General features: G+C 42.1%; 20 protein-coding genes and 1 pseudogene. 5 read left to right on the top strand and 16 right to left on the bottom strand.

The annotated features are described in order from the left end of the window. Positions 1-55 precede the first annotated feature (55 nt). Both OC538_RS11275 and OC538_RS11270 read right to left on the bottom strand, forming a co-directional pair. Positions 56-631: a histidine phosphatase family protein gene (locus tag OC538_RS11275; protein ID WP_251695778.1), complete on the bottom strand. Its 576-nt coding sequence runs from the start codon at positions 629-631 to the stop codon at positions 56-58. 309 nt (positions 632-940) lie between these two features. Next, a complete protein-coding gene (locus tag OC538_RS11270; RefSeq protein WP_251695780.1) occupies positions 941-3,295 on the bottom strand; it encodes a polyprenyl synthetase family protein in 2,355 nt (784 codons plus the stop codon). Positions 3,296-3,462: 167 nt separating this feature from the next. Between OC538_RS11270 and OC538_RS11265 the strand changes: the two genes are divergently transcribed. From OC538_RS11265 to OC538_RS11255, 3 genes are all read left to right on the top strand, one after another. Next, positions 3,463-5,118 carry a sensor histidine kinase gene (locus OC538_RS11265; RefSeq protein WP_251695782.1) on the top strand — a complete coding sequence of 552 codons (1,656 nt, stop codon included), beginning with the start codon at positions 3,463-3,465 and terminating at the stop codon, positions 5,116-5,118. Next, positions 5,111-5,818: a response regulator gene (locus OC538_RS11260; RefSeq protein WP_251695784.1), complete on the top strand. Its 708-nt coding sequence runs from the start codon at positions 5,111-5,113 to the stop codon at positions 5,816-5,818. Before OC538_RS11265 ends, OC538_RS11260 begins: the two co-directional genes overlap by 8 nt. A gap of 212 nt (positions 5,819-6,030) precedes the next feature. Beyond that, positions 6,031-7,368, top strand: coding sequence for a CitMHS family transporter (locus tag OC538_RS11255; RefSeq protein ID WP_251695785.1), 1,338 nt, complete (start codon positions 6,031-6,033; stop codon positions 7,366-7,368). 79 nt (positions 7,369-7,447) lie between these two features. On the opposite strand, the gene splB is transcribed toward OC538_RS11255, so the two are convergent. From splB to OC538_RS11210, 9 genes are all read right to left on the bottom strand, one after another. Further along, positions 7,448-8,476, bottom strand: coding sequence for a spore photoproduct lyase (gene splB, locus OC538_RS11250; RefSeq protein WP_251695926.1), 1,029 nt, complete (start codon positions 8,474-8,476; stop codon positions 7,448-7,450). Positions 8,477-8,584: 108 nt separating this feature from the next. After that, positions 8,585-9,775, bottom strand: a complete 1,191-nt coding sequence (locus OC538_RS11245; protein WP_251695786.1) for a DUF4317 domain-containing protein — start codon at positions 9,773-9,775, stop codon at positions 8,585-8,587. Between the two features lie 127 nt (positions 9,776-9,902). Beyond that, on the bottom strand, positions 9,903-10,229 hold the full coding sequence (locus OC538_RS11240; protein WP_251695787.1) for a YnfA family protein: 327 nt from the start codon (positions 10,227-10,229) through the stop codon (positions 9,903-9,905). A gap of 87 nt (positions 10,230-10,316) precedes the next feature. Then, positions 10,317-10,595 (bottom strand): hypothetical protein, encoded by a 279-nt coding sequence (locus OC538_RS11235; RefSeq protein WP_251695789.1) that lies wholly within the window; start codon positions 10,593-10,595, stop codon positions 10,317-10,319. A gap of 320 nt (positions 10,596-10,915) precedes the next feature. Beyond that, positions 10,916-11,542 carry a PepSY domain-containing protein gene (locus OC538_RS11230; protein WP_251695790.1) on the bottom strand — a complete coding sequence of 209 codons (627 nt, stop codon included), beginning with the start codon at positions 11,540-11,542 and terminating at the stop codon, positions 10,916-10,918. Between the two features lie 3 nt (positions 11,543-11,545). After that, on the bottom strand, positions 11,546-12,898 hold the full coding sequence (locus OC538_RS11225; protein ID WP_251695792.1) for a sensor histidine kinase: 1,353 nt from the start codon (positions 12,896-12,898) through the stop codon (positions 11,546-11,548). 4 nt (positions 12,899-12,902) lie between these two features. Next, positions 12,903-13,586, bottom strand: a complete 684-nt coding sequence (locus OC538_RS11220) for a response regulator transcription factor (protein WP_262175460.1) — start codon at positions 13,584-13,586, stop codon at positions 12,903-12,905. Positions 13,587-13,599: 13 nt separating this feature from the next. Continuing rightward, positions 13,600-15,051, bottom strand: coding sequence for an SLC13 family permease (locus OC538_RS11215; RefSeq protein WP_251695794.1), 1,452 nt, complete (start codon positions 15,049-15,051; stop codon positions 13,600-13,602). 16 nt (positions 15,052-15,067) lie between these two features. Further along, the gene (locus OC538_RS11210) at positions 15,068-16,234 is read right to left on the bottom strand and encodes a glycerate kinase (RefSeq protein WP_251695796.1); all 1,167 of its coding nucleotides are present in this window, start codon (positions 16,232-16,234) and stop codon (positions 15,068-15,070) included. Between the two features lie 249 nt (positions 16,235-16,483). Between OC538_RS11210 and OC538_RS11205 the strand changes: the two genes are divergently transcribed. Beyond that, the gene (locus OC538_RS11205; RefSeq protein WP_251695927.1) at positions 16,484-16,888 is read left to right on the top strand and encodes a CidA/LrgA family holin-like protein; all 405 of its coding nucleotides are present in this window, start codon (positions 16,484-16,486) and stop codon (positions 16,886-16,888) included. After that, entirely contained in the window at positions 16,858-17,550 is a 693-nt protein-coding gene (locus OC538_RS11200; protein WP_251695798.1) for an LrgB family protein, read from the top strand. The genes OC538_RS11205 and OC538_RS11200 overlap by 31 nt, the downstream gene beginning before the upstream one ends. Before the next feature lie 264 nt (positions 17,551-17,814). On the opposite strand, the pseudogene OC538_RS11195 reads toward OC538_RS11200, so the two are convergent. The 5 genes and pseudogenes from OC538_RS11195 to allW all read right to left on the bottom strand — a co-directional run. Next, positions 17,815-18,088 (bottom strand): annotated as a pseudogene (locus tag OC538_RS11195) (transposase); the annotation flags it as partial. Then, positions 18,045-18,209: a hypothetical protein gene (locus tag OC538_RS11190; RefSeq protein WP_251695930.1), complete on the bottom strand. Its 165-nt coding sequence runs from the start codon at positions 18,207-18,209 to the stop codon at positions 18,045-18,047. The gene OC538_RS11190 and the pseudogene OC538_RS11195, both read right to left, overlap by 44 nt. A gap of 293 nt (positions 18,210-18,502) precedes the next feature. Then, a complete protein-coding gene (locus tag OC538_RS11185; protein WP_251695800.1) occupies positions 18,503-18,982 on the bottom strand; it encodes a nucleoside deaminase in 480 nt (159 codons plus the stop codon). A gap of 58 nt (positions 18,983-19,040) precedes the next feature. Beyond that, complete coding sequence (locus OC538_RS11180) at positions 19,041-19,970, bottom strand: ketopantoate reductase family protein (protein ID WP_251695802.1); 930 nt, start codon at positions 19,968-19,970, stop codon at positions 19,041-19,043. An 89-nt stretch (positions 19,971-20,059) separates the two neighbouring features. Beyond that, positions 20,060-21,580 carry an allantoin permease gene (gene allW / locus OC538_RS11175; protein ID WP_251695804.1) on the bottom strand — a complete coding sequence of 507 codons (1,521 nt, stop codon included), beginning with the start codon at positions 21,578-21,580 and terminating at the stop codon, positions 20,060-20,062. Positions 21,581-21,672: the final 92 nt, after the last annotated feature.

The raw sequence follows: 21,672 nt of genomic DNA, 5'->3' as shown, positions 1-21,672 counted from the left end.
TTTATTGGATTTTTTCAGAACGTCGGCAACCATTATTAATCTTTCAAGTCTATTTTTATTGTAAGTGATGAGTGCAATTATAAAGTTTGCAATCCCAAACGTCTTCGCTGTTCTGAAGTACTGTTATAGAAGTATTTTCAATATAAGTAGTCGGAAATCTTTCAGGCATCAAATGTTGTAGAGTTAGGCCGATTAAAGCACCATGGCTCACTACTAAGACTCTTTTTCCTTTATGTAAATTTGCTATATCCTCAACGAATTCAATTCCTCTTTTAGCTACCAGTTCAAATTCTTCCATACCTAGATCTAATTCACGCCAATTCCTTCCCCATAGAATCACTCTTTCTTCTTCAGTAGTTCCTTCAATTTGACCGCAGTTTATTTCCCGTATTCGTTTATCTAAATAACCCACTGATAGATTCATCTTACTACCAATTATTATTGCGGTTTTCTTAGCTCTTGATAAATCACTTGAAATAATCAAATCCCATTCTTCACTTGATAGTCGGTCTCCAAGTTTGATTGCTTGCTGAATACCCTCCTCATTCAAAGGAACATTAGAGATACCTTGTGCCTTTCCAAGAATATTCCACTCAGTAATTCCATGTCGTACTAGGCCAATTTTAGTCATAATAACTCCCCAACTTCAGTTCATCTTACTAAATTTCTTTCTTCCCACTCATGCTCCAAAACACTATAAGGCAAGGAATCTAACACTTTCTAACTTTATGATATATTCAGATTTAATTGTACCATGAAAACTAATTATTGTTCGGGTGCCTGTGCAAAGCACATTTATGACTATTCAATCCATCGAATGATAATACACAAAAACAAAACCCAACTCGGAGGTGAGTGAGTTTTGTTTTTCCTTTATGCAATTGTAGTTCATAATCTGAATAGTTTGCTGCACAGGCACCGGAATTATTCTGACAGCTCATCAGTTATTACGATTCATGATGTAGTGTAAGAAGTGTTTTAAGTAGGTTGTTTTGTGCTGCATCTGTTGTAATGTTTCCATGGCGGTGCAGTAGTGGTCCCACATTGCTTTTCTGGCGCCTTCAGTGCCTAAGATTGATACGAAGGTTGAATTGTTGTTTTCGACGTCTTTGCCGGTTGGCTTTCCGAGGGATGCCAGGTCGCCTTCGACGTCGAGCAAGTCATCTTTGATCTGGAAAGCGATGCCTGCGTGATAAGAAAATTGTTTCAATGCTTCCAGTTCAGATTCCTGTTTCCCCGCTAAGATTGCCGGCATAACGAGAGAGGCCTCAAAGGCGATACCGGTTTTGTAAAAGCACATCGTATTTAACTGTTCGACTGTTAATTGTTTGCCTTTGGAATTCAAGTCCATCGCCTGGCCTTTACACATATCCGTCGTCTTTCCAGATGAATAATGGATCAGGCGGAGCACGGTTTCGGGGTCGAATTGTTTGAGCGATGCTTGTTCCTCGACCGCCTTCTGGGTCAGATAGAGGCCGGTCAACTCCGCTGTGGCCGTATTATACTTATGATGCAGCGTTGGGCGCCCCCTGCGGATGGACGAATTATCTTGGGATGGCAGATCATCAAAGATCAGAGAGGCTGTGTGCATATATTCCAATGATTTCAATAGGGGTATAATTGCAGACGGATCCAATCCATATTCGTGAACGCCCATGACCCATGTCATTATCGGTCTAAGTCGCTTTCCGTCGCCTTGCAGACTGTAATTTGCAGCATCCATGATCGGCTCTTCCATGAATGAAACATTATTATTCCCACGGATATGTAAGAAATCGTTTATCTCATTCCGCATTGTTTCAACCATGTCTTTAAAGACTTCCCGCTCTTCCCGTTCATCTTTGAAATTGGCGATAATATGATCCCGGAGCAATTTATCAAAGAAGTCAACATCATCCGCTTTCCGTACCATCTTTTGAATGAGTCGATCGAATTTGAGATTCCCGGTTGCGAACAGCTCCATCACCTCATTGTATTTTTCGATTCCCATGCGCTCTTTAAATCGTTTCAAACCGTTGATGGCGCGGTTCAGAATCACGTCGCGTGTCTTCGTATCCGAATGATATACATTATGGATCAAATTAGAGATGACCGTCCAATACATCTCAAATGGATTGATGAGATCCGGACGGATGTGCCGGTATTTCATGTAGTAGGTGTATGGAGTAACCGCTCCCGCCTCCAAGTCATCAAACATATCTGCGAAGTCATCGGCGAGTTGGTTGTAAATGCCATAATAAAATGTGCGGTTTTCAAACCCCTCATCCTCCTCAGCACCAAGTACTGAACGGACAATGAGTCGTGAAGAAGCGGATTTTAAAATGACCGGGATATATAGTTCTTCATTCGAATAACTTACATTCGATAAATCCTTTTCACGGTCCACTTCCTGAGAATGATAAAATACGTAGGATTGCTCGAAGAAATTATCTTTTGTCTCTTGGCGCAAACAACCCTGAATATACGCAAAAGCCTCTCGAAGTTCGGAATGAATATATTGTATTAACTCTTTAGTAGTATCGGTCCACTCTCCCAATTCGGGTACTGACCTTGTAACAAGGGTGGTTCGTATCAAACCGGAAAATTGTCCCTTCTCTTCACCGGATAGGACATCCGAATCCAAGAGATCATCAATAAAAGGATAGGTGAGGCCATACGAATAGCCGAGTCTTATCGCTTTATCTAACTTTCGGGTACGTTCTTCGGTCGTTATCTTCTCGCTCATTTCTTCAATCTGGTGCAAGATGACTCCTGCAATGATCTTCATCAGTTTCCGCTTAGCTTCTTCTGCATTCATCCCTTCTGGAATATTTGCGGAAACGGACTTCAGTTTGCTAATTAACCAGATCATCGTTGTTTCCACGCCTTCTTTTTGAGCCCAACGATACAAGCCCGCCATGCTGAACATCTCCGTAGTACGTCCTTGGAGTTGTTCTTTACTATCATTAACTAGAAGCCGGATCCTGTTCTGCGTATGCGGCGAATCCAAGGACTTCCCTAGGTCCCGCAAGAAAATATAAGAGATGCTTCGATCTAAGTAATTATCGAGTTTCCCGGTGTAGTCAAGCCTTTGTATATAATGGTGGTAGCCGCGCGAATTGGATTTTCCCTTCCCCCGCGAGAACAGTGAATAATGATGTATATGATTCTGTTTCCAATTAAGTATATCTTTCGTTAAGGTAGTAGCATAAGTCTTGTTTGTTCGCTGTCCCGAAAGTGATGCGAAATATTCGGCAGCTTTCTTCTCAGCAAGCCGATAGCCAGCATCGGCATTTTTTTGTAACTTGTCATTCATACTACATTACCTCTACTTATGTTTTTTTATTGCCTATGAAATAATTCACTATACTATATGCGAATGGACAGCTTATTCTGCATGATGTACGTTATCGAAGACATAAACAAATACTAACATATTATCTTGAATTACTATTACGATTAAAATGAATCGGAGCGACGAATATGATTCAACTACATAAAAGACGGGGTAAAAATCCGCATCTACAACCAACTATCATTATTAGCTTCAAAATGAAAATGGTTTTATTGGTTGGCTCCCTCATCATTGCGATTATTATGGTGATCGGGCTTTTTATTGGTCATTTCATATCTGTCACGATGGAAGCACAAGTTGGGGATCGCGCGCTCAGTGTAGCGGAAAGCGTGGCGCATATTCCTGAGCTTGCTGATGCATTTAGGCACGAAGACCCCGCTTCCATCATCACTCCCCTTGTCGCACCTATCCAAAAAGCGACAAAGGCCGAGTTCATAGTCGTCGGCAATAAAGAAGAAATCCGATACGCGCATCCTGACACAAACAAAATCGGAGAGAAAATGGTCGGGGAAGACAGTGAAAGGGCGTTGGTCCATGGTGAATCATATGTCTCCAAGGCAGCCGGGTCATTGGGCGATTCTGTGCGCGCCAAAGTCCCCGTGTATTTGGACGGGGAAATTGTAGGCGTCGTATCGGTCGGATTTTTAGTGAATGATATCCAAGCAATAGTAACGTCCTACAATATCCACCTATGGATCGTCTTGTTAACTGTTGCTATTGTCGCCATTATAGTTGCCATTCTGATTGCATCGTATCTTAAAAAAGTGTTGTTTGGCTTAGAGCCGGAGGAAATCGCTCATTTATTCATCCAAAAAGAGACGATACTTCAATCGACGCATGAAGGCATTATCGCTGTTAATCAAAACGGTATGATTACGATGATCAATTTTGCGGCGCAACGTCTATTGTTCGATCAAGTCCTACCTCCTCAACAATATGAAGGAGTGTCAATCAAAGACCTCGCACCCGCGCAACAGCTACTCAGTTTTCTCCAAGATGAAAACGATCGGATTGATCAAGAGATGATGATCGGCAATACAATTGTTTTTGCCAATAAGGTGCCTATTTATTTCGAGGATTCGTTGGTCGGAACAGTATTCACCTTCCGGAACAAAACTGAAATTGATTTATTGACAAAAGAATTGACAACGATTAAAAAATATACAAATGCACTACGCGCCCAAACACACGAATTTTCGAACAAGCTCTATACGATTCTCGGCTTATTGCAACTAGATAAAAAGGAAGAGGCGCTTCGCTATATTCAACGGGAAAGTTCCATTCAAAAAAGCTGGATCCGACTGCTCATTCAGAAAGTGGCCGATCCACAGGTAAGCGGCCTTTTACTTGGCAAATTAAATCAGGCCAGTGAGATGGGAATCAATATTGCAGTGCAAGAAGATAGCAGACTCGCAACCCGTTTAAGCGATAAGCAAAGGGAAGCCCTGTTGACCGCCATCGGGAATCTGATCGATAATGCGATGGATGCAGTGAATCAAAACCTGCCTGCTGACCGGAAAATAGCTATTTCTTTTACCGATATCGGCAATGATATCATTTTTGAAATAGACGACGCCGGCGAGGGCGTACCCGATCCATATGTGAAGTTGATTTTTGAGCAGGGATTTACATTAAAAGAAGGCGAACACGGCGGTTTTGGGCTCGCGCTTACGAAGCGACTTATCGAGGGAGTAGATGGAGAACTCTATTTGGAAGAAGGAGATCTTGGCGGTGCAAGCTTCGTGCTGTCCATGCCGAAAGAAGGGAGGGAATCGTATGCTTGAGCCGATTCATGTAGTCATTGTTGAAGATGACTTTCGGATTGCAGACATTAATCGTCAGTTTGTCAATCGCGTGGAAGGATTTGTTGTGACATACGTTGCGAAGACGGGTGAGGAAGCACTTACTTATTTACGCAGCACGGAAGAGTTACCGCATCTTATTTTACTAGATGTCTATATTCCGGACGTCGAAGGATTAGATTTGTTTTGGACGTTAAGATCCGAGTTCACGGAAATCGATGTCATTATGATGACGGCCGCAAAAGAGGTGGAGACGGTTGCAGAAACATTGCGTGGAGGGATTTTCGATTATATCGTGAAACCGGTGGACTTTGACCGATTTGAACGGACCTTTGTGAGCTATAAAAAGCAAAAGCATCTTTTGATGACAAAAACAGAGCTCAATCAAAAAGAAATTGATCTTCTGACAGGCTTGCAAATAGCCTCACCTCCACTAAAAGACAGTGATGATAGATTGCCGAAAGGAATCGATCAACTTACGTTGGAAAAAATAAAAGTGATTTTGAATGATAGCGATGAATCCGGCATCACGGCATTGAACACCGGAAACAAAGTGGGCGTGAGCCGATCGACCGCAAGGCGTTACCTGGAATATCTAGTGTCCATAAAAGAAGCAGATGCCCAGTTGAAATACGGGGATATTGGCCGTCCGGAACGAAGATACATACCGTGGACAGAATGAACAAAACGACCAGAACACTCATTAGTGTTTTTAATTGAATAATCTTATACTTCCAACCTCTCTATGATAGATTTCTAACTATAGAATATTTTGAAATAGAGAGGTCCTTTTTTGTAGGGAGATCTTGATTTTCATCAAGTATGTATCCGCTTACATAAATGAATGCCTTTCTCTTTCATAAGTGCACTCCGGTTCACTGGAAAGGAGACAATATGCTAAGTATTATAGGTTTGATAACAATCGTCATCATTGTAGCTTTACTTATTAGCGGGAAAGTTTCTCCCATTGTCGGACTCGTGTTAGTGCCAGTTGCAGGGGCATTTGCTGCAGGCTTCAGTTTCGATGAAATTGGTGTGTTTTTCACAGAAGGTACAACTAAAGTTGCAAGCGTTGCCATTATGTTCATCTTTGCGATTTTATTTTTCGGAATCATGCAAGACGTCGGTTTATTCGATCCGCTCATTAATAAAATGATTGCAGTTTCCCGGGGAAATGTCATTGCAGTTGCCGTTGCCACTGTTATCATTGCCGCAATCGCACACTTGGATGGTTCCGGCGCATCGACATTCCTCATTACAATTCCGGCATTGCTGCCTTTGTACAAACGGTTAAAAATGAATCCATATTTGCTCCTGATGCTTGTTGGAACAGCTGCCGCCATTATGAATATGGTGCCTTGGGCTGGTCCGCTCGGTAGAACAGCTTCTGTGCTGGATGTGGATGTGACGGAGCTATGGAGGCCACTTATTCAAATTCAGATTATCGGCCTTGTTTTATTAATTATCCTTGCAGTCGCTCTAGGCTATCGTGAAAAACGCTTAATAGCGAAAAAAGCTTCGTTAGGCGAAGGTACGATTGAAGAAGGAGTTTCCGATGAAACAATTGCGGAAGCACAATTGGCGGCCACTGTTGCAGAAGAGAATGATTTAAAGCGTCCCAAGCTTCTTTGGATCAATGCCTTTCTCGCAATTGCTGTCATCGGCGTTCTTGTATGGGGTATCATTCCAGCAGGTTTTGCATTTATGATCGGCGTCAGTATTGCACTGCCACTCAACTTCCCGAAAGTTAAAGACCAAATGGAACGCATTAAAGAGCATGCGCCAGGCGGAATAATGATGGCGACGATTATTTTGGCAGCTGGATCTTTCCTAGGAATTTTAAACGGTACGAATATGTTGACCTCAATTGCTACAGATCTAGTGAAAGTTTTGCCGGCATTCGTCACTCCATATTTGCATATCATCATCGGTGTATTCGGAGTACCTTTCGACTTGTTGTTAAGCACGGATGCATACTATTTTGCCCTGCTGCCGATTATTGACCAGGTTGCTCTGTCGTTCGGCATCCCATCACTTTCTACGGCTTATGCAATGATCATCGGAAACATTATCGGTACATTTGTCAGTCCATTATCACCAGCGCTTTGGTTGGCGTTAGGACTCGCCGGATTGGAAATGGGGAAACATATCCGCTATTCCTTCATGATGATGTGGGGACTCAGTATCGTCCTCTTAATCATTGCAGTTCTACTTGGCGTGATTGTGATTTAATTCAAAAAGTATCAGCGACTCCCGAAAACATTAGGGTTGTGCTGATACTTTTTTGTTCTATTGTGCTACTCATTTTGTTTCACGTGAAATATTCTATTTTGGCTTTCGGAAAGTACTGTTCCATATAGCTATATAAGCGATCCTTCAATTCATCCTCTTCGTCTTTCTGATAAATATATTTGCCAATGCCGTACTTCCCCCATTTGTAGCGCCGCTTCTCCTCATCCAACTCGAGCTTTGTCTTCGGATAGTTTTTCTCGATGACCCTTTTCGCAGGCTTCGTAAATCTGTGCTGAATGAATTCAAAGGTGATGTCTTCCCGGGCATCCTGTGGCAACTCCTCATCGAGACGCTCAAACAGATGCCTGTACCCTTCCTCCCAGCCTTCGTGGATGTAAATGGGCGCTACGATAAACCCAAGTGGGTAGCCTGCCCTCGCCACCTTCCCCGCGGCCTCAATGCGTTTCGCCAAAGGAGATGTTCCCGGCTCAAAGTTTTTGATGACATAATCGGCGTTGACACTGAATCGGAATCGCGTGTGTCCATTGTGCTTCGCGTCAAGCAAATGATCCACGTAATGGAACTTGGTCACGAACCGAAGCCGCCCCAGTTCAGTTTGGCCGAAATGTTCAATTGCCCTTTTCAATGAATGAGTCAAATGATCAATTCCCACAATATCCGATGTACAAGCTGCTTCGAACCTGGTGATTTCAGGTGCCCGTTCTTCGATATAGTTGTCGGCCGCTTCGAGGATCTCCTCTACGTTCACGTATGTCCGTATATACGGTTTGGTCCCCATTGTCGTCTGTAAATAACAATAATGGCAATGCCCCATGCATCCCGTGGCTAATGGAATGGCATACTCCGCTGACGGCTTCGATGTATCGAACTTCAACGTTTTTCGAATCCCGACGACTAACGTCGATTTAGCGATTCGATACTTTTGGGCATCCGTCTCGCCCGGCAAATCCCGAATTTGATTATGTGATGTTGTAAAACGGATTTCAATCCCCATTTTCTCGAACTTCTCTTTCAATTCTTTTCCAAGCGGATATTCCAATGCATTTGGTTCAAAATAGACAAGCTGTGGTATGAAGGGTTTATTCATGCTGTGCACGTTCTGATCCATGTTTGGTATCCATGTGATCACCTTTCTCTTTTCCCTTAGCTTGTCTTTAAAATGAGAAATTATTAAAGTACGTGTTCCATTTCTCTTTTAATCCAACAGCTCTTCCGAAAGGAGTGTAAATCCTTCAATCATCGTGTCCTCTTCCACCTCAATTAAAATGCAAGTTTTACCGTTCACTTCAACTTGCCTTACAAACCGCAAGTCCTGCGGGCTGATTGCAATGTTTGCCACTTTCGTTTGGATTTTGATCGATTTCGATGTATAGCTTGGGACGATATGGCTTGCTTTCATCTCATACTTGTCATCATCGATCACTTTCCGGAATGCCATTTCCACCTTCTCGGTATCGACATCCTCCACGCCGCTCGCCTTCAGGACGCGAGTAACTTCTTTTGTGTCCAAGGTAGGAATGCTCTCATCTTCCTCATCCTCGTCATCCACTTCCATCATGCGCTGAATCTCGTCATATACGCTCGCAATCGTTCGTGTATTCATTTCATCACCGACAACCGACTTTACAATCTCTTCAAAAACGACTTTATCTTCCTCGGCAGTCATGATTTCCTCGCCGTCCAACACATTTTCGATAAAGTGGAAATTAGGCTTATTCACTTTCCCCGCAGCATATAGGACGTGATTGACGTCTGCCGCATTATCCGTAAAGCACGGGAATAAAAAGCCGCCGATCGGGGACGTCAGATTGATGACCGGGTCAAGCGTAATACGAGACTTGAATATCTTCTCATTAAAATCAAATACAAGAGATTGTTTCGGCAGATCGGTCTGATTCATGCTGCAGAGAATGAATGGGTTTTTGTACACTTCATCCCTGTCCGCCACTTCTGCCTCTTCGCTATGCCGTTTCGTCGGTCTGTAATAATTCCCTCTTATGAATGTGACAACGATGTCTTTTTCATATTGCGTGTCTTGGATCATCTTTTGAGCAATTTTTTGCATTTCTGCCTTCCATTCCTCGACGTTGTCCGACTGGAGACCAGCATAGAGAACCTGCTGCGTATGGTCTGCTTCCTCTTCCATTTGACTTCGGAACTTCACTTCGAAAAGCTTTGCATCCAGTTTGCCACCCAGCACTTTCTTGAAATTGGAGAGGAATAATTCTTGCTGCTCCCGATCCAAGAGGGCGAAAGGTTGGCTCACCTCGTGATAGATTTCATTGCTCTCCTGCCGAATGTATACATTGTAAATATCAATGATTCTCAATAGATCTGTATCCAACTTAAAACGTTTGCGAAAATCCGCTATTGCTTTCTTGTTCATTTATAGTTCAACTCCCCAGTTAATCTGTCATATGAAAAAAGAGTGTCAAAGCTATCGTTCAGCTTGTGACACTCCTCTATTATATCAATGTTTGCGTGGATAGCAGGAACACAATCAATTTCGAATTTTACTGCCTCGGTGCCAATAACATCACCGAAACACCGACTATGCAAATAGCCGCACCTAGCCAGTCATATAAATCAGGTGTTTTTCTATCAATGCCCCATCCCCATAATACGGAAAGAACGACGAATATCCCCCCATACGCAGCATACACTCTGCCGAACGAAGGGAATGATTGAAAGGTAACTATTACCCCATATAAAATTAAAGCTACGCCACCCAACATACCCCAATAAAACGGCTTACCCTCCCTTAACCATAGCCATATGAGGTAACCTCCACCTATTTCAGCAAGTCCTGCAAATATAAATACTACAATTGCGTAAATCATTTATCATTCACTTCCTTTATTCCTGTACAGTAAGTATAACGTAAAAAGAACCCCCGAAAGCCTTTGGGGGTCATGGCCGTACAGTTCTTACTGATCTTCCACTTGCTCATGCACTTCATTCAATTGCTGTCTCATCAAGTCCAACTGTTCTTTGTTCTGCTGAACTGTATCCATATGTTCATTGCGTTCCACTGCGTTCGCGAATGCATTTTCAGCACGTAAGATTGAATTGAACGCATGCTCCGCTGCCATCTCTTCCGGATGTGACATCGCCTGCTTTACCGATCGATCCGCCTTAAGAACAGAATTGCTTAAGAAAGTGCTCGGATGGTCCTTTTTCCAGCTCGGTTTTGAATCATTCGCCATTTATGTTTTCCCCTCCTGCACATAAGATAAGTTGCGGCGATCTTAGTATTGTAAAATATCCAGAAACTATGCGTGATGTTTAGAAACCGCTCAGAAGTGGTATTTATAAAGATAGATTCAAAGGTAGGTGAATAACATGACGAAACAATTCAACTTTATTATTGGAAACAAACTGATCACCATCTATGATAAGGATCAGCAAATAGCCGAGCAAAAGGCTCACGCACTTTACGAGGAACTTCAGAATACTGATAGCTAAAAACACCGGCCGGTAGAAGCTGGTGTTTTCTACTTCTCATTAAAAATACCTTGGTGGCATGTTAATCATCGTCGGCAATATCTTCAGTTTCGCCCTCATGATCATCGTCGTCATCATACCTTTGTTTTTTCGGGATGGATGACACGGAGGATACTTTACCTGTGTCTGATTGAACATATACATGAGCAACTTCTTTCACGCTATCAATTGTTACTTTATAATGATCACCTTTTTGTGTAGTGACTTTTACAACATTCGTAATGATTCCATGGGCTTGCTTCAAAGCGATTTCTATTGCCTTCTTTTCATATATCGCCTCCAGCTTTTCTTCACTTATGTTTATCCTGCTGTCTACATGATCTTCATTGCCAGGGATGTCGATAGTACCGCTAACGACTTTTCCTCCTGCGGAATCAAGTTCGTCTTTTTTCTCAATAAGTTTTATTGTATTCACTTTTTTGTTTTTCCCATCGACAACCAAATAATAAACACCTCTATCGTTCTCAAGCGTTATTTCATAGTCGCCATTTTGCTCGGCATAGTCGAGCACTTTTCCACCGTAGAGCTTTATAGCTATATCTTGGGCTTCTTGTTCAGTGAATTCCGCTGAAGAATCACCAAAAATCTGAAACAGCGAAAACAATAGGCCAAGAATAATAAAACCTATCAGAAGGAGCTTCACCTTCATTTTTTATACCTCCAGCTTCGGAAGGGTCACGATAAAATTCGAACCCATTCCTTCTACACTTTCAAGAATGATTTTGCCGTCATGCTGCTCTACGACCTTTTTTGCAATTGCCAGGCCAAGCCCTGTTCCGCCCGTTTTGCGGCTTCGCGTCTTATCAACCCGGAACATTCTATCAAATACAAAGGCTTGTGCATCTTTCGGTATGCCGACTCCCCTGTCTTTCACCGTAATACTTACAAAGCCGTTACTTTCCGTCATTTCCACCGTTATGCTGTCGTCACTGTACTTATTAGCATTATCAAGCAAAATAACAAGCAATTGAACAAAGCTTTGTTCATGTATTTTGACGTAACTATAACCGGAATCATTCAGAAAGTGAATTGTATGTTTAAAGGACGGCTGCAGCCGCTGAATCGTGCTTCGAACAATAGCGGCAATATCCACCACTTCTTTTTCATATTCAATACCCTCTTCCACTTTCGCCAATTGCAAAAGCTGTTCGGTTAAATATTTCATATGGCGCGATTCCGATTCAATTGAGTGGATAGCTTCCTCAAGCATATCCGGTCTCTCTTTCCCCCAACGCTTCAACATTTTTATGTAACTATCTATGACCGTCAAAGGCGTCTTCAATTCATGAGAAGCATCTGAAACAAATTGTTCTTGCTTTAAGTAGCTCGCTTCTAGCTTTATCATCATTCGATTAAAGGTCATGGCCATTTTATTTATTTCATCCTTCGATTCACAAGCAACAGCAATCTTTTCAAATGACCCTCTTTTTTCAATCGTGTTCATCGTATTCGTCAATCGTTGAATCGGTAGTAAAATTAACCTTCCTACAAAACCGCTTGTGAAATATAAAATGATTATAACGACTATTGTAGTCATCACTAACACCCATTTTAATTCCTGTATATTTTCATACAACAGATCAATATTCTCAATCAACTGCAGGTTGATAATTTCTCCGCCTTCACTTATTGCAGGAATGGAAACGATAGCAAACATCGAATCTTCAAATTCAAAGACTCCCTCAAACTGTTTTTCATAATAGCTGGATGGAATTGTTCGATAGGTATTGTCAGTAAAAACCTGAATGGACGGGTGCCTTTCCTTTTTAACTACAGTTCGGATCAGTCCGTCACTAAGTAAATATGCTTGCAACATGGATTCCATTGAAATTTCCGGTTTCTCGTTCATTTCTATAAGGATATGATTGGAGATGTTCGACAAACGATTTAGTTCTGATGAAATACTTGTGTTTTTAAAGATAAAATAAATGCTCGTATTTGCAGCTAGTAACAGCACGATTAATACAACCGTCGTAAATAACTGTATTCTCGTTTGCAATTTCATGATGTTAATCCTTTATCATATAACCGACACTACGGACAGTTTGAATGAATGATTCTTCCTTTGAGTCAATTAATTTCTTTCGCAAGTAGCGGATGTAAACATCTACTATATTTGTATCTCCATAATAGTCATAGCCCCATACTTCTGTTAAAATTTGTTCACGCTCTATCGCCTGATTTTTATTCGTCACCAAGTAGAGCAGCAAATTATATTCCTTCGGAGTCAACTCCACTAAATTGCCGTATTTGTACACTTCTCTCGTATTTGTATTGATTTCAACAGAGCCAATTTTATGGATTGTTTTTTTCACCGAAACGCTTTTCGGCTTAAAACGCAGGTTCGTGCGGATCCTGGCCAACAGTTCCTCAATTTCGAATGGTTTTGTCATATAATCATTAGCACCCAAGTCAAGGCCGTTCACTTTGTCAAACACTGAACTTCTTGCTGTTAGCATAATAACAATAATTTCGTTATTCGCCTGACGGATACGTCGAAGTACTTCCATTCCATTTAATTCCGGAATCATGACATCCAGAATCACCAAATCTACCTTTTCGTTTTCAATTAAGGCCATACCCTCCCTGCCTGTGTGGGCGATGCTCACTTCATAACCTTCATACTCCAGTTCCAGCTGAATGATTCGAGCAATTTTATTATCATCTTCGATAATTAATATATGGTCAGACATTTTATCACCTCATTTATAAATGCAGTCCTGTCCACTGCCAGTACGTAAAATAAAATAACAGCATGACTAGTAAGTAAATCGGCATTAAAACGGAGCTGATTTTGGCTAGCTGCTTTGCATCGTAGGAAACTTCACCTTCTTCGTAGAAAAGCAATAATGCCTTCGAGCTGACAGGTACTGTTATGCAGTAATTCATCCCTATTAAACTTAGAAAAACTACCGCAGCTGGGTCCATTCCAATACTTTGACTGAACAAGATAAAACTTGGGATGAAAACAATCGCCCTTGTCGTATGAGATGTAATATATAAATGGCTCGTGATCGTAACAAGTAAAATAATACTTACAACCACCCACTCAGGCGCCTCGCTAAACAGGTGAATAGCGCTGAACATCCCTTTCTCTATCCAAGAGACAACGCCAGTGTCTACTAAGACTTGGCCAAGTGCAGTTGCCGCAGCTACAAATAGAATAAGATTCCATGATACCGCCTTGATTCCTTGTTTCCAAGTAATCACTCCATAGTTTGGAAGCATGACAAGCACCGCGCCAAGCATCGTAATAAATGCAATATCATAACCATGAATGCTCTCTGACAGCCAGCCGGCCATCAAAATAAATATGATGACCAATGTCTTTTTTTCGTTTTTCCCAAATGGTCTATTCGGCAAAATATCATTTCTGCTCTCCGTCGATTCAAATTCGTTCGATGCTTCTTTTGGCCATAACATGAACTTTATAACCACGACTGTAATAATAGTGATAACGAGGGCAAACGGTACACCCCAAACAAGCCATTGGACAAAGGATATGGACCGTCCGACCGTCGTTTCCAATAACCCTATTCCAATCAGATGGGAGCCGGCTCCTATTAATGTTGCGGAAGTACTCATTAAAATAACGACTGGCGCCATGATTGCCAACACGCTTTGTTCCTTAGCGGAAAACTTGTTGCGCAACTGTTCCAACATCGGCATGGAAAGAGCGGCCCTTCCAGAAGTGGATGGAATAAAAAAGGCGGAAGCGAACAATGCCGACGAAACACCTCCTAGCACTCTATTCTTATTGCTGGAGTATTTTACAATCGACTCAACGAAACGCGTTGCAAGCCCTGATTGTTTGACCGCTTCACCTATAATAAATGAGCCGACCATCAGCCACACAATTTCCTCCGACAGGGAATTGTAGAGGAGCTCTGGTTTACCTGCCTTTAATAAAACAATAAATATGAGTAACGAGATTGCTACAAAACCCGCAGGAATTTTTGTTGCAACCCATAAAGTCATGGCAGACAAAAATGCGAAAAGAGAAACTTTTGCAGCATAACCAAGTTGGGCGGCTGAAGCAATGATCATCAAGTAGAAGACATGGACACTAATAATCCCTAATGTTGCCGTTGAAATTCTGTCGACTAGAGCAACTGCGAAGCTTTCTTTTGTCCTTCTTTTATTCATTCTCGTAATCATCGGTCCACCACCTCATCTATGCCATTTTTCTTCTAGCAATCCGAAGTCCTACGCTCACTTGGCGAAGAACTGCTACAATACTGTCTTCAATCCATTGGGGTGCTTTACTGATCGCCTTTTCCAATGTTGCCGGTTTTTGAATGATGCTTGAATATGCATCGATACCTGCCTGGTAGTTTAGATCTGCACCTTTACCGATCGTACCTGTGATCGCTATAACCGGAATTTGATTCTTTTTCGCAATCCTAGCCACTTCAGCTGGAATTTTTCCGTTCGGTGTTTGAAAATCGATACTGCCTTCCGCCGTGAGTACGATATCCGCCCCTGCAATTTTCTCCTCTATATCAATATAATTTTTAATAATATCGAACCTCGGGTGAAGGGTTGCGCCTGTAAAGGCAATTAATCCTGCTCCAAGCCCGCCGGATGCGCCACTGCCTGGCAATGTCCTGACATCGAGTGAACTATTCTTTTGAATTAAAGCGGCATAGTGCTCCAGTGCAGCCGACAATTTTTCCACTTGGTGGGGAGTCGCTCCTTTTTGCGGGCCAAAGACTCGAGCTACCCCTTTCTCCCCGCAAAGTACGTTCGTCCAATTGCATGCCACATCGATGGAAACATCCGCTAGTCGTTTGTCTACATGTGTTGAATCTATATGGGCAACCTTTAGCAAATCTTCACCACCTTGGATGAACAGCTGCTTACGATGATGATCGAAAAACTTCACACCAAGAGCTTGTGCCATTCCCGAGCCGCCATCAGATGTGCCGGAATCCCCACACCCAATCAGGATATTGTCGACACCAAGGTCAAGGGCTGCGAGTATCAGTTCACCTACCCCGTATGTAGTCGTTTTCAACGGGTTTCTTTGATCTCGGGGAACATGCTTCAACCCAGCAACAGCCGCCATTTCAATTACAGCCGTCCGTTTATCGTTCTCAGTAAAAATCCCAAAATGACTTACAATTTTCTTTCCAACAGGGCCCGTCACTTCTTTATAAATTAATTCACCGGCCTTTACGCTCACAATTGTTTTTGCAAACCCTTCCCCTCCGTCAATCATCGGGACAACTACAACTTCAATTTCCTCATCAAACCGTCTTACCCCTTTAGCCATCGCGATCGCAACCTCTTCAGCGTCTAAACATTCTTTAAATCCCGATGGTACAATTACAATTTTCATGTAAAATTCCTCCTTGAAATCATTGATAACTGTAATGTACCTTTCAAAAGCTAATATATTTTGAGAGATAGATTAATATATGATTAGAAATGGAGCAAATTTAGTCTGTGAATGACCTATTCCAGTGTTGTAAAGGGAGGAGAGCAATGATATACTTCCAACTGCGAAAGGCTGATAAAGGGTTGGTCATCAGGAAAAGAAAAATTTTTCTAGATAGAAAGGAAGTTGTTTCAAATTAAGCAACACATTATGAAAACTTTCATCGTTGTTTTACAAATTTGTATTTTATATATATTTTCGTATATTGGAAACGTTATTCAGAACTTTTTCCACTTAGTCATTCCGGGCAGTATTATAGGACTCTTATTACTATTCACTTGTTTATGTTTTAAAATTATTCCGGTGAAATGGATAGAAAGTGGAGCGGGATTTCTACTCAGTTTATTAATGTTGTTCTTCATTCCAACAACAGTCGGTGTCATGAACTATTCCTCGTTACTCTCTTTTCAAGGTGCACTGTTCATCCTTGCTGTTCTAGTAAGTACAGTCATTTCCATTGCAATTACAGGTACGGCAGGACAATTTTTTGAGAAAAAGGCACAAAACAGAAAGGGTGATCAAGAATGCAGCAAGCCACACTCGCCTTCTGTATGATTTTAGTAACCATCATTGCATATCTAGCGATGGCTAAAGTCTATAAGCGGTATTCTTACTCAGTTCTCATACCTGTTTTAACTGCGACTACTATTATTATCATTATCTTGTCATTGTTTCATATTTCATATGACAGCTATATGATTGGAGGGCAATGGATAAGTTCCCTATTAGGTCCATCCGTTGTCGCACTTGCTTATCCTTTGTATAACCAACGTCGTTTTTTACTTGATAATCTATTGCCCATAATAGGAGGGGTTTTGGTTGGCGCAAGTTCGGGGATGGTCAGTGTTGCTCTCCTTGCTAAACTTTTCCGGATCGACCACTCATTAGCCCTTTCCCTTATCCCAAAATCCCTTACGACTCCTGTTGCAATTGAAGTCGCAAGAGGATTGGGCGGAAATGCATCGCTGGCGGTTGTCTGTGTTATGATTGCAGGTATCTTTGGCGCAATAGTTGCACCTTCTATTTTCAAATGGACGCGCGTGCATACCCCGATCGGCCGAGGCATTGCCCTTGGAAGTGCATCGCATGCAATCGGGACTGCCAAAGCCGCTGAATACGGTGAACTCACCTTTTCGATGAGCTCTATCACAATGGCATTAAGTGCAATCATCGGATCCGTTCTTGGACCGATTGTTGTATGGATGTTTCATATTTGAGAATAAGAAAAGTCCAATCTCCTTTTTGGAGATTGGACTCAGACTGTAGACAAAAGGGTTGGAAATCATAGATTTCCAACCCTTTTGCTTAAACATGTACATTCTAACTGTCAGTAGACTGAAATAACGTTGATTTCCGTTCCGGGCGGACGCTTTCCGGGGGCTTGCCCTCAGCCTCCTCGTCGCTTCGCTCCTGCGGGGTCTTCACGCTGCGCTAATCCCCCAGGAGTCGCCGCCCTGCACTCCAATCAACTGGAAAATCCTTTAAGACAGGGGTATCATTTCAGCCTCCATATCCGGCGCTCTCCACGTCCAACTGGCCAGCTTCTTAAGATTTAAGGCAGCAAAAGTCAGTATCGCCTGTATTTACATTTTTTTAAGTCGTCCATCGCATGCCATGCTTATCTTTGGCATCGGCAAAGACACGTTCACGTTCAATCGTCTCTTTACGCTTCCCGTATATTTCTTTGATTTCATGATTGTGACGCAAGTCCTCAACTACACCCAAGTAATCTTGCCAGATATGACGTTGAATCATCTATTGGTGGCTGATCAAGGGCGGCACCCAGTTTGCGCACCAAATGGTCATGAGGAACCAACTGCTTTATGGTCAGCATTTCCAACTGTTCGCGTTCTTTAATTTGATTCCATGTCATCATATCCATCACCTCATTCAGTTAATAGAAAACACCGTTGATTGGAGCGGAGAACGGCGACTCCTGCGGGAACAGCGCGAGCTGAAGACCCTGGACTGAGCGCAGCGAGGGAAGCGGCTGAAGCCGTGCCCGCGGAAAGCGTCCGCTCGTAGCGTAAATCAACATTGTAGCTTTATCTCTATTTCAAAAGAAAAGAGACTGTAGGCTAACACCCAAATTCATAGTGTTTGTCTACAGTCTGAGTCCAATCTCCTTTTTGGAGATTGGACTCTATCATGTGTTAATTGCTTTGTCTATCATCTGCTTGCATGGAACTGACGATGGAGTTCGCGAACTTGTTCAGCTAGTTCAGGGACAGGTCCGTCAATTGTCGTATCACGAATAACATCTTCAATAGGAAGATTACGAACGCGTGCTGGGGCAACTCCCATTTCACTCAACCACTGTACGAGCTGAGCGGAGGAACTTGCGTAAACAATCCGGCCTAACCCTACCCAGCCGTGAGCCGCTGCGCACATAGGACAATGCTCACCAGAGGTATATACTGTTGCCTTGCTTCTCTCTTCAGGCGTCATGTTCGCAGCCGCCCATCGTGCCAGAGCAAATTCTGGGTGTTGTGTATGGTCTCCACCTGCAACGTGGTTATGGTCTTCTGCAAGTACGTCCCCGCTAGCCGAGACAAGGACTGAACCAAATGGCTCGTCCCCTTTCTCTAGCGCAGTTTTTGCTAATTCAATACAACGTCGCAGGTGCTTCAAATCTGAATTACTTATCATAATTGAATCCTCCTCGTTTGCATTACTACTCCAAGACCAAAATGAACAGTATCAACTGTTATTTGGTTAAATAACTTTTCTCTTTCGCCAACACTAAATTGACAAGCATTTCATTTATGGGAACTTCCAAGCCAAGTTCTTTGGCTTTTTCAACAACTCCGCCATTGATAGCCATAATTTCAGTTCTTCTTTTATTTAATACATCTACCAGCATCGAAGTCTGGTTTGGCGCTGTTTTCCTAGCCAAGTCTTTAATAATAGAGGAGTCAGTAAAACGTAAAGGAATGCCCGCTCTCTTGGCAACCATCAGACATTCTTCCGCAATTTTATCCTGCAAGTTAGAAGTCTCCTCGTTTTCCACCAACTCGCCGTTTCTCAGGCCGGTCAGTGCACCTAACGGATTAATACCGCAATTGCCAATTAACTTCTCCCAAATTAATGACATTACATTTTCAGAAATCTTTGATTCTCCGAGTTTTTCATGGTCAAACATGCGTTGAATCTCTTTAATTCGATCAGTGACTTGACCATCAACCTCACCGATTACCGTGCCCCCACTGCCTGTATGGAGAATGACACCAGGCTCCTCAATGTAGCCGGCTGTACTCGTGTTCCCTGCGATAATTTTTCTTTCATCAATAAATTTAGCGATTTTTTCAATATTACCGATGCCGTTCTGTAGAGTTAACACAATCGTATTTTCGCCAAAGAGATTTTTATTTTCCTCCATAGCAATTTCAGTAATATATGTTTTGACTAAAACAATAACTAAATCAAGCTCTTCGCCAATTTCTCTCCCATCAGTGAACGCCTTGAGATTCGTATACACTTTTTTATCGTCACCATGGAAGATTGTAAGTCCTTTAGTATTGATTGCGTCTATATGTTCTTTAAATATATCGATTAAGTAAACGTCATGTCCTGTTTCAGACAAGACCGCACCATAAAGTCCGCCTATGGCTCCTGCGCCGATGATACCAATTTTCATACAAACTCAACCTTTCGTGTTAAATAAATCGAAGTATTTACAACCTAATTACTGTATCATGTATGACTCCAAGTCGCCGTTTTAACAGTTTATACGTTATTAATTGTTGGTGAAAACTTAACAAGTAATCCATACGCTATGAATGCTGTCACAAATCCGATTATCCAAGAGATATCGGAGATGCTTGAAAGTAATGGTATGAAATTACCACTTAGAGATACGACTACCCCTAAAATCGTTGCAATGTATGCATTCTTGTTGACACCCTTATACTTACTGACCGCTGTCGGATCATTCGAATCGTAATATAGCTGGTTAAGATCAATCTCTTTTTTAGTTACGAAGAAAAACTGATAGATCATAACACCAGTTACAGGACCTAAAATGGCGCCAACTCCGCTCAAGAAGGTATAAATGCTGTCAGGATTCTCCATCAATTTCCACGGCATGATCAAGAAACCGACGATACTTGCAATGAAGACTCCTCTTCGATAGTTGATCCATTTTGGGAAGAGCGCAGTTAATTGATATGCAGCTGGAGTGACATTTGCCGTTACATTCGAGTTAACAGTAATTAGCAATAAAATAAGCATTGCAAAGAATACTGCCGGTAAACTATCCCACTTATTAATTACGTTTAACACATCCCATTGTTCCATTCCATAATGAATAGAACTACCTATGAGGATGGAGATGCTTGTAAAAGCAAAAATGATGTAACCAATAATTAAACTCATTGACTGTCCAATCATTTGGTCCCTGTTTGAATTTGCATTTTGCGTGAAATCAGCAACGCTTGTTGCTGGAGCAGCCCAGAATGCCAATACGGCACTGATGATCAATATGTATGCAAAAAGAGGGTTGATGGATTGAGTCGGTCCTTCTATGGCGTAGTTTAGAATATTACTAAAACCGCCGCCAACAATTACTCCCCAAATTCCCATGGAGATAAACAGAACATAGATGAAGACAGTTAACACTGTATTGAATTTATTTAAAAATCCACTCCCACTTATGCCAAGCCCTACATTCACCAGCCAAAAGATGATAAAACATACTAGTCCTGGCATCCCGATTCCGAGGAAAGTAGCGTCACCGCCGATTCCCAGGAAGCCTGGCCATAATTTTCCGACGATAATAAGCAGGGCTTGTGATCCGACAAAGGTTTGTAAACCGAACCAACCTATCGCAACTACGATACCACGTAAAAAGCCCGGTAGTTTAGCTCCAGCGTCTCCATATGTCGCCCGCAAATGGAGTGCGAAGGGAATTCCGTATTTTGAACCTGCTTGTCCATTAAACGCCATAAATAGACCAGTTATAATGGCACCTAGTATTAATGCTATCATTATATTCAGGGGTGCTATCCCTAAAACTAATAAACCGCCTACTGCAGCGTAGTTCGGGATATTATGTAAGTTCCCCATCCATAATGTAAAATAATTCAAGGGACTCATGTTTCGTTTATCTTTTGTTTTCGGTAACAAGTCCTCATTCTCGTACCCTCTAGACTTGAATAAAGTAACATCGTCTTGCGTTACCTTTATTTCCTCTTGAGCAACCGCCCTCATGCCTTTTTGTTGTGTTGCCCCAATACCTAATTGACTCATATTGACCTAAACCTCCCAGAGGAATGATAATTACCTAGTTCTATATCTTAAAAATCGAAAGGTTAAGCCGGATACTTTATCCGGCTCATCTT

Source organism: Saccharococcus sp. Marseille-Q5394 (assembly GCF_946901335.1).
Taxonomy (GTDB): domain Bacteria; phylum Bacillota; class Bacilli; order Bacillales_A; family Planococcaceae; genus Sporosarcina; species Sporosarcina luteola_C.
Note: the sequence above shows the minus strand (reverse complement) of the source record. Positions and strands in the feature narration are given on the sequence as shown.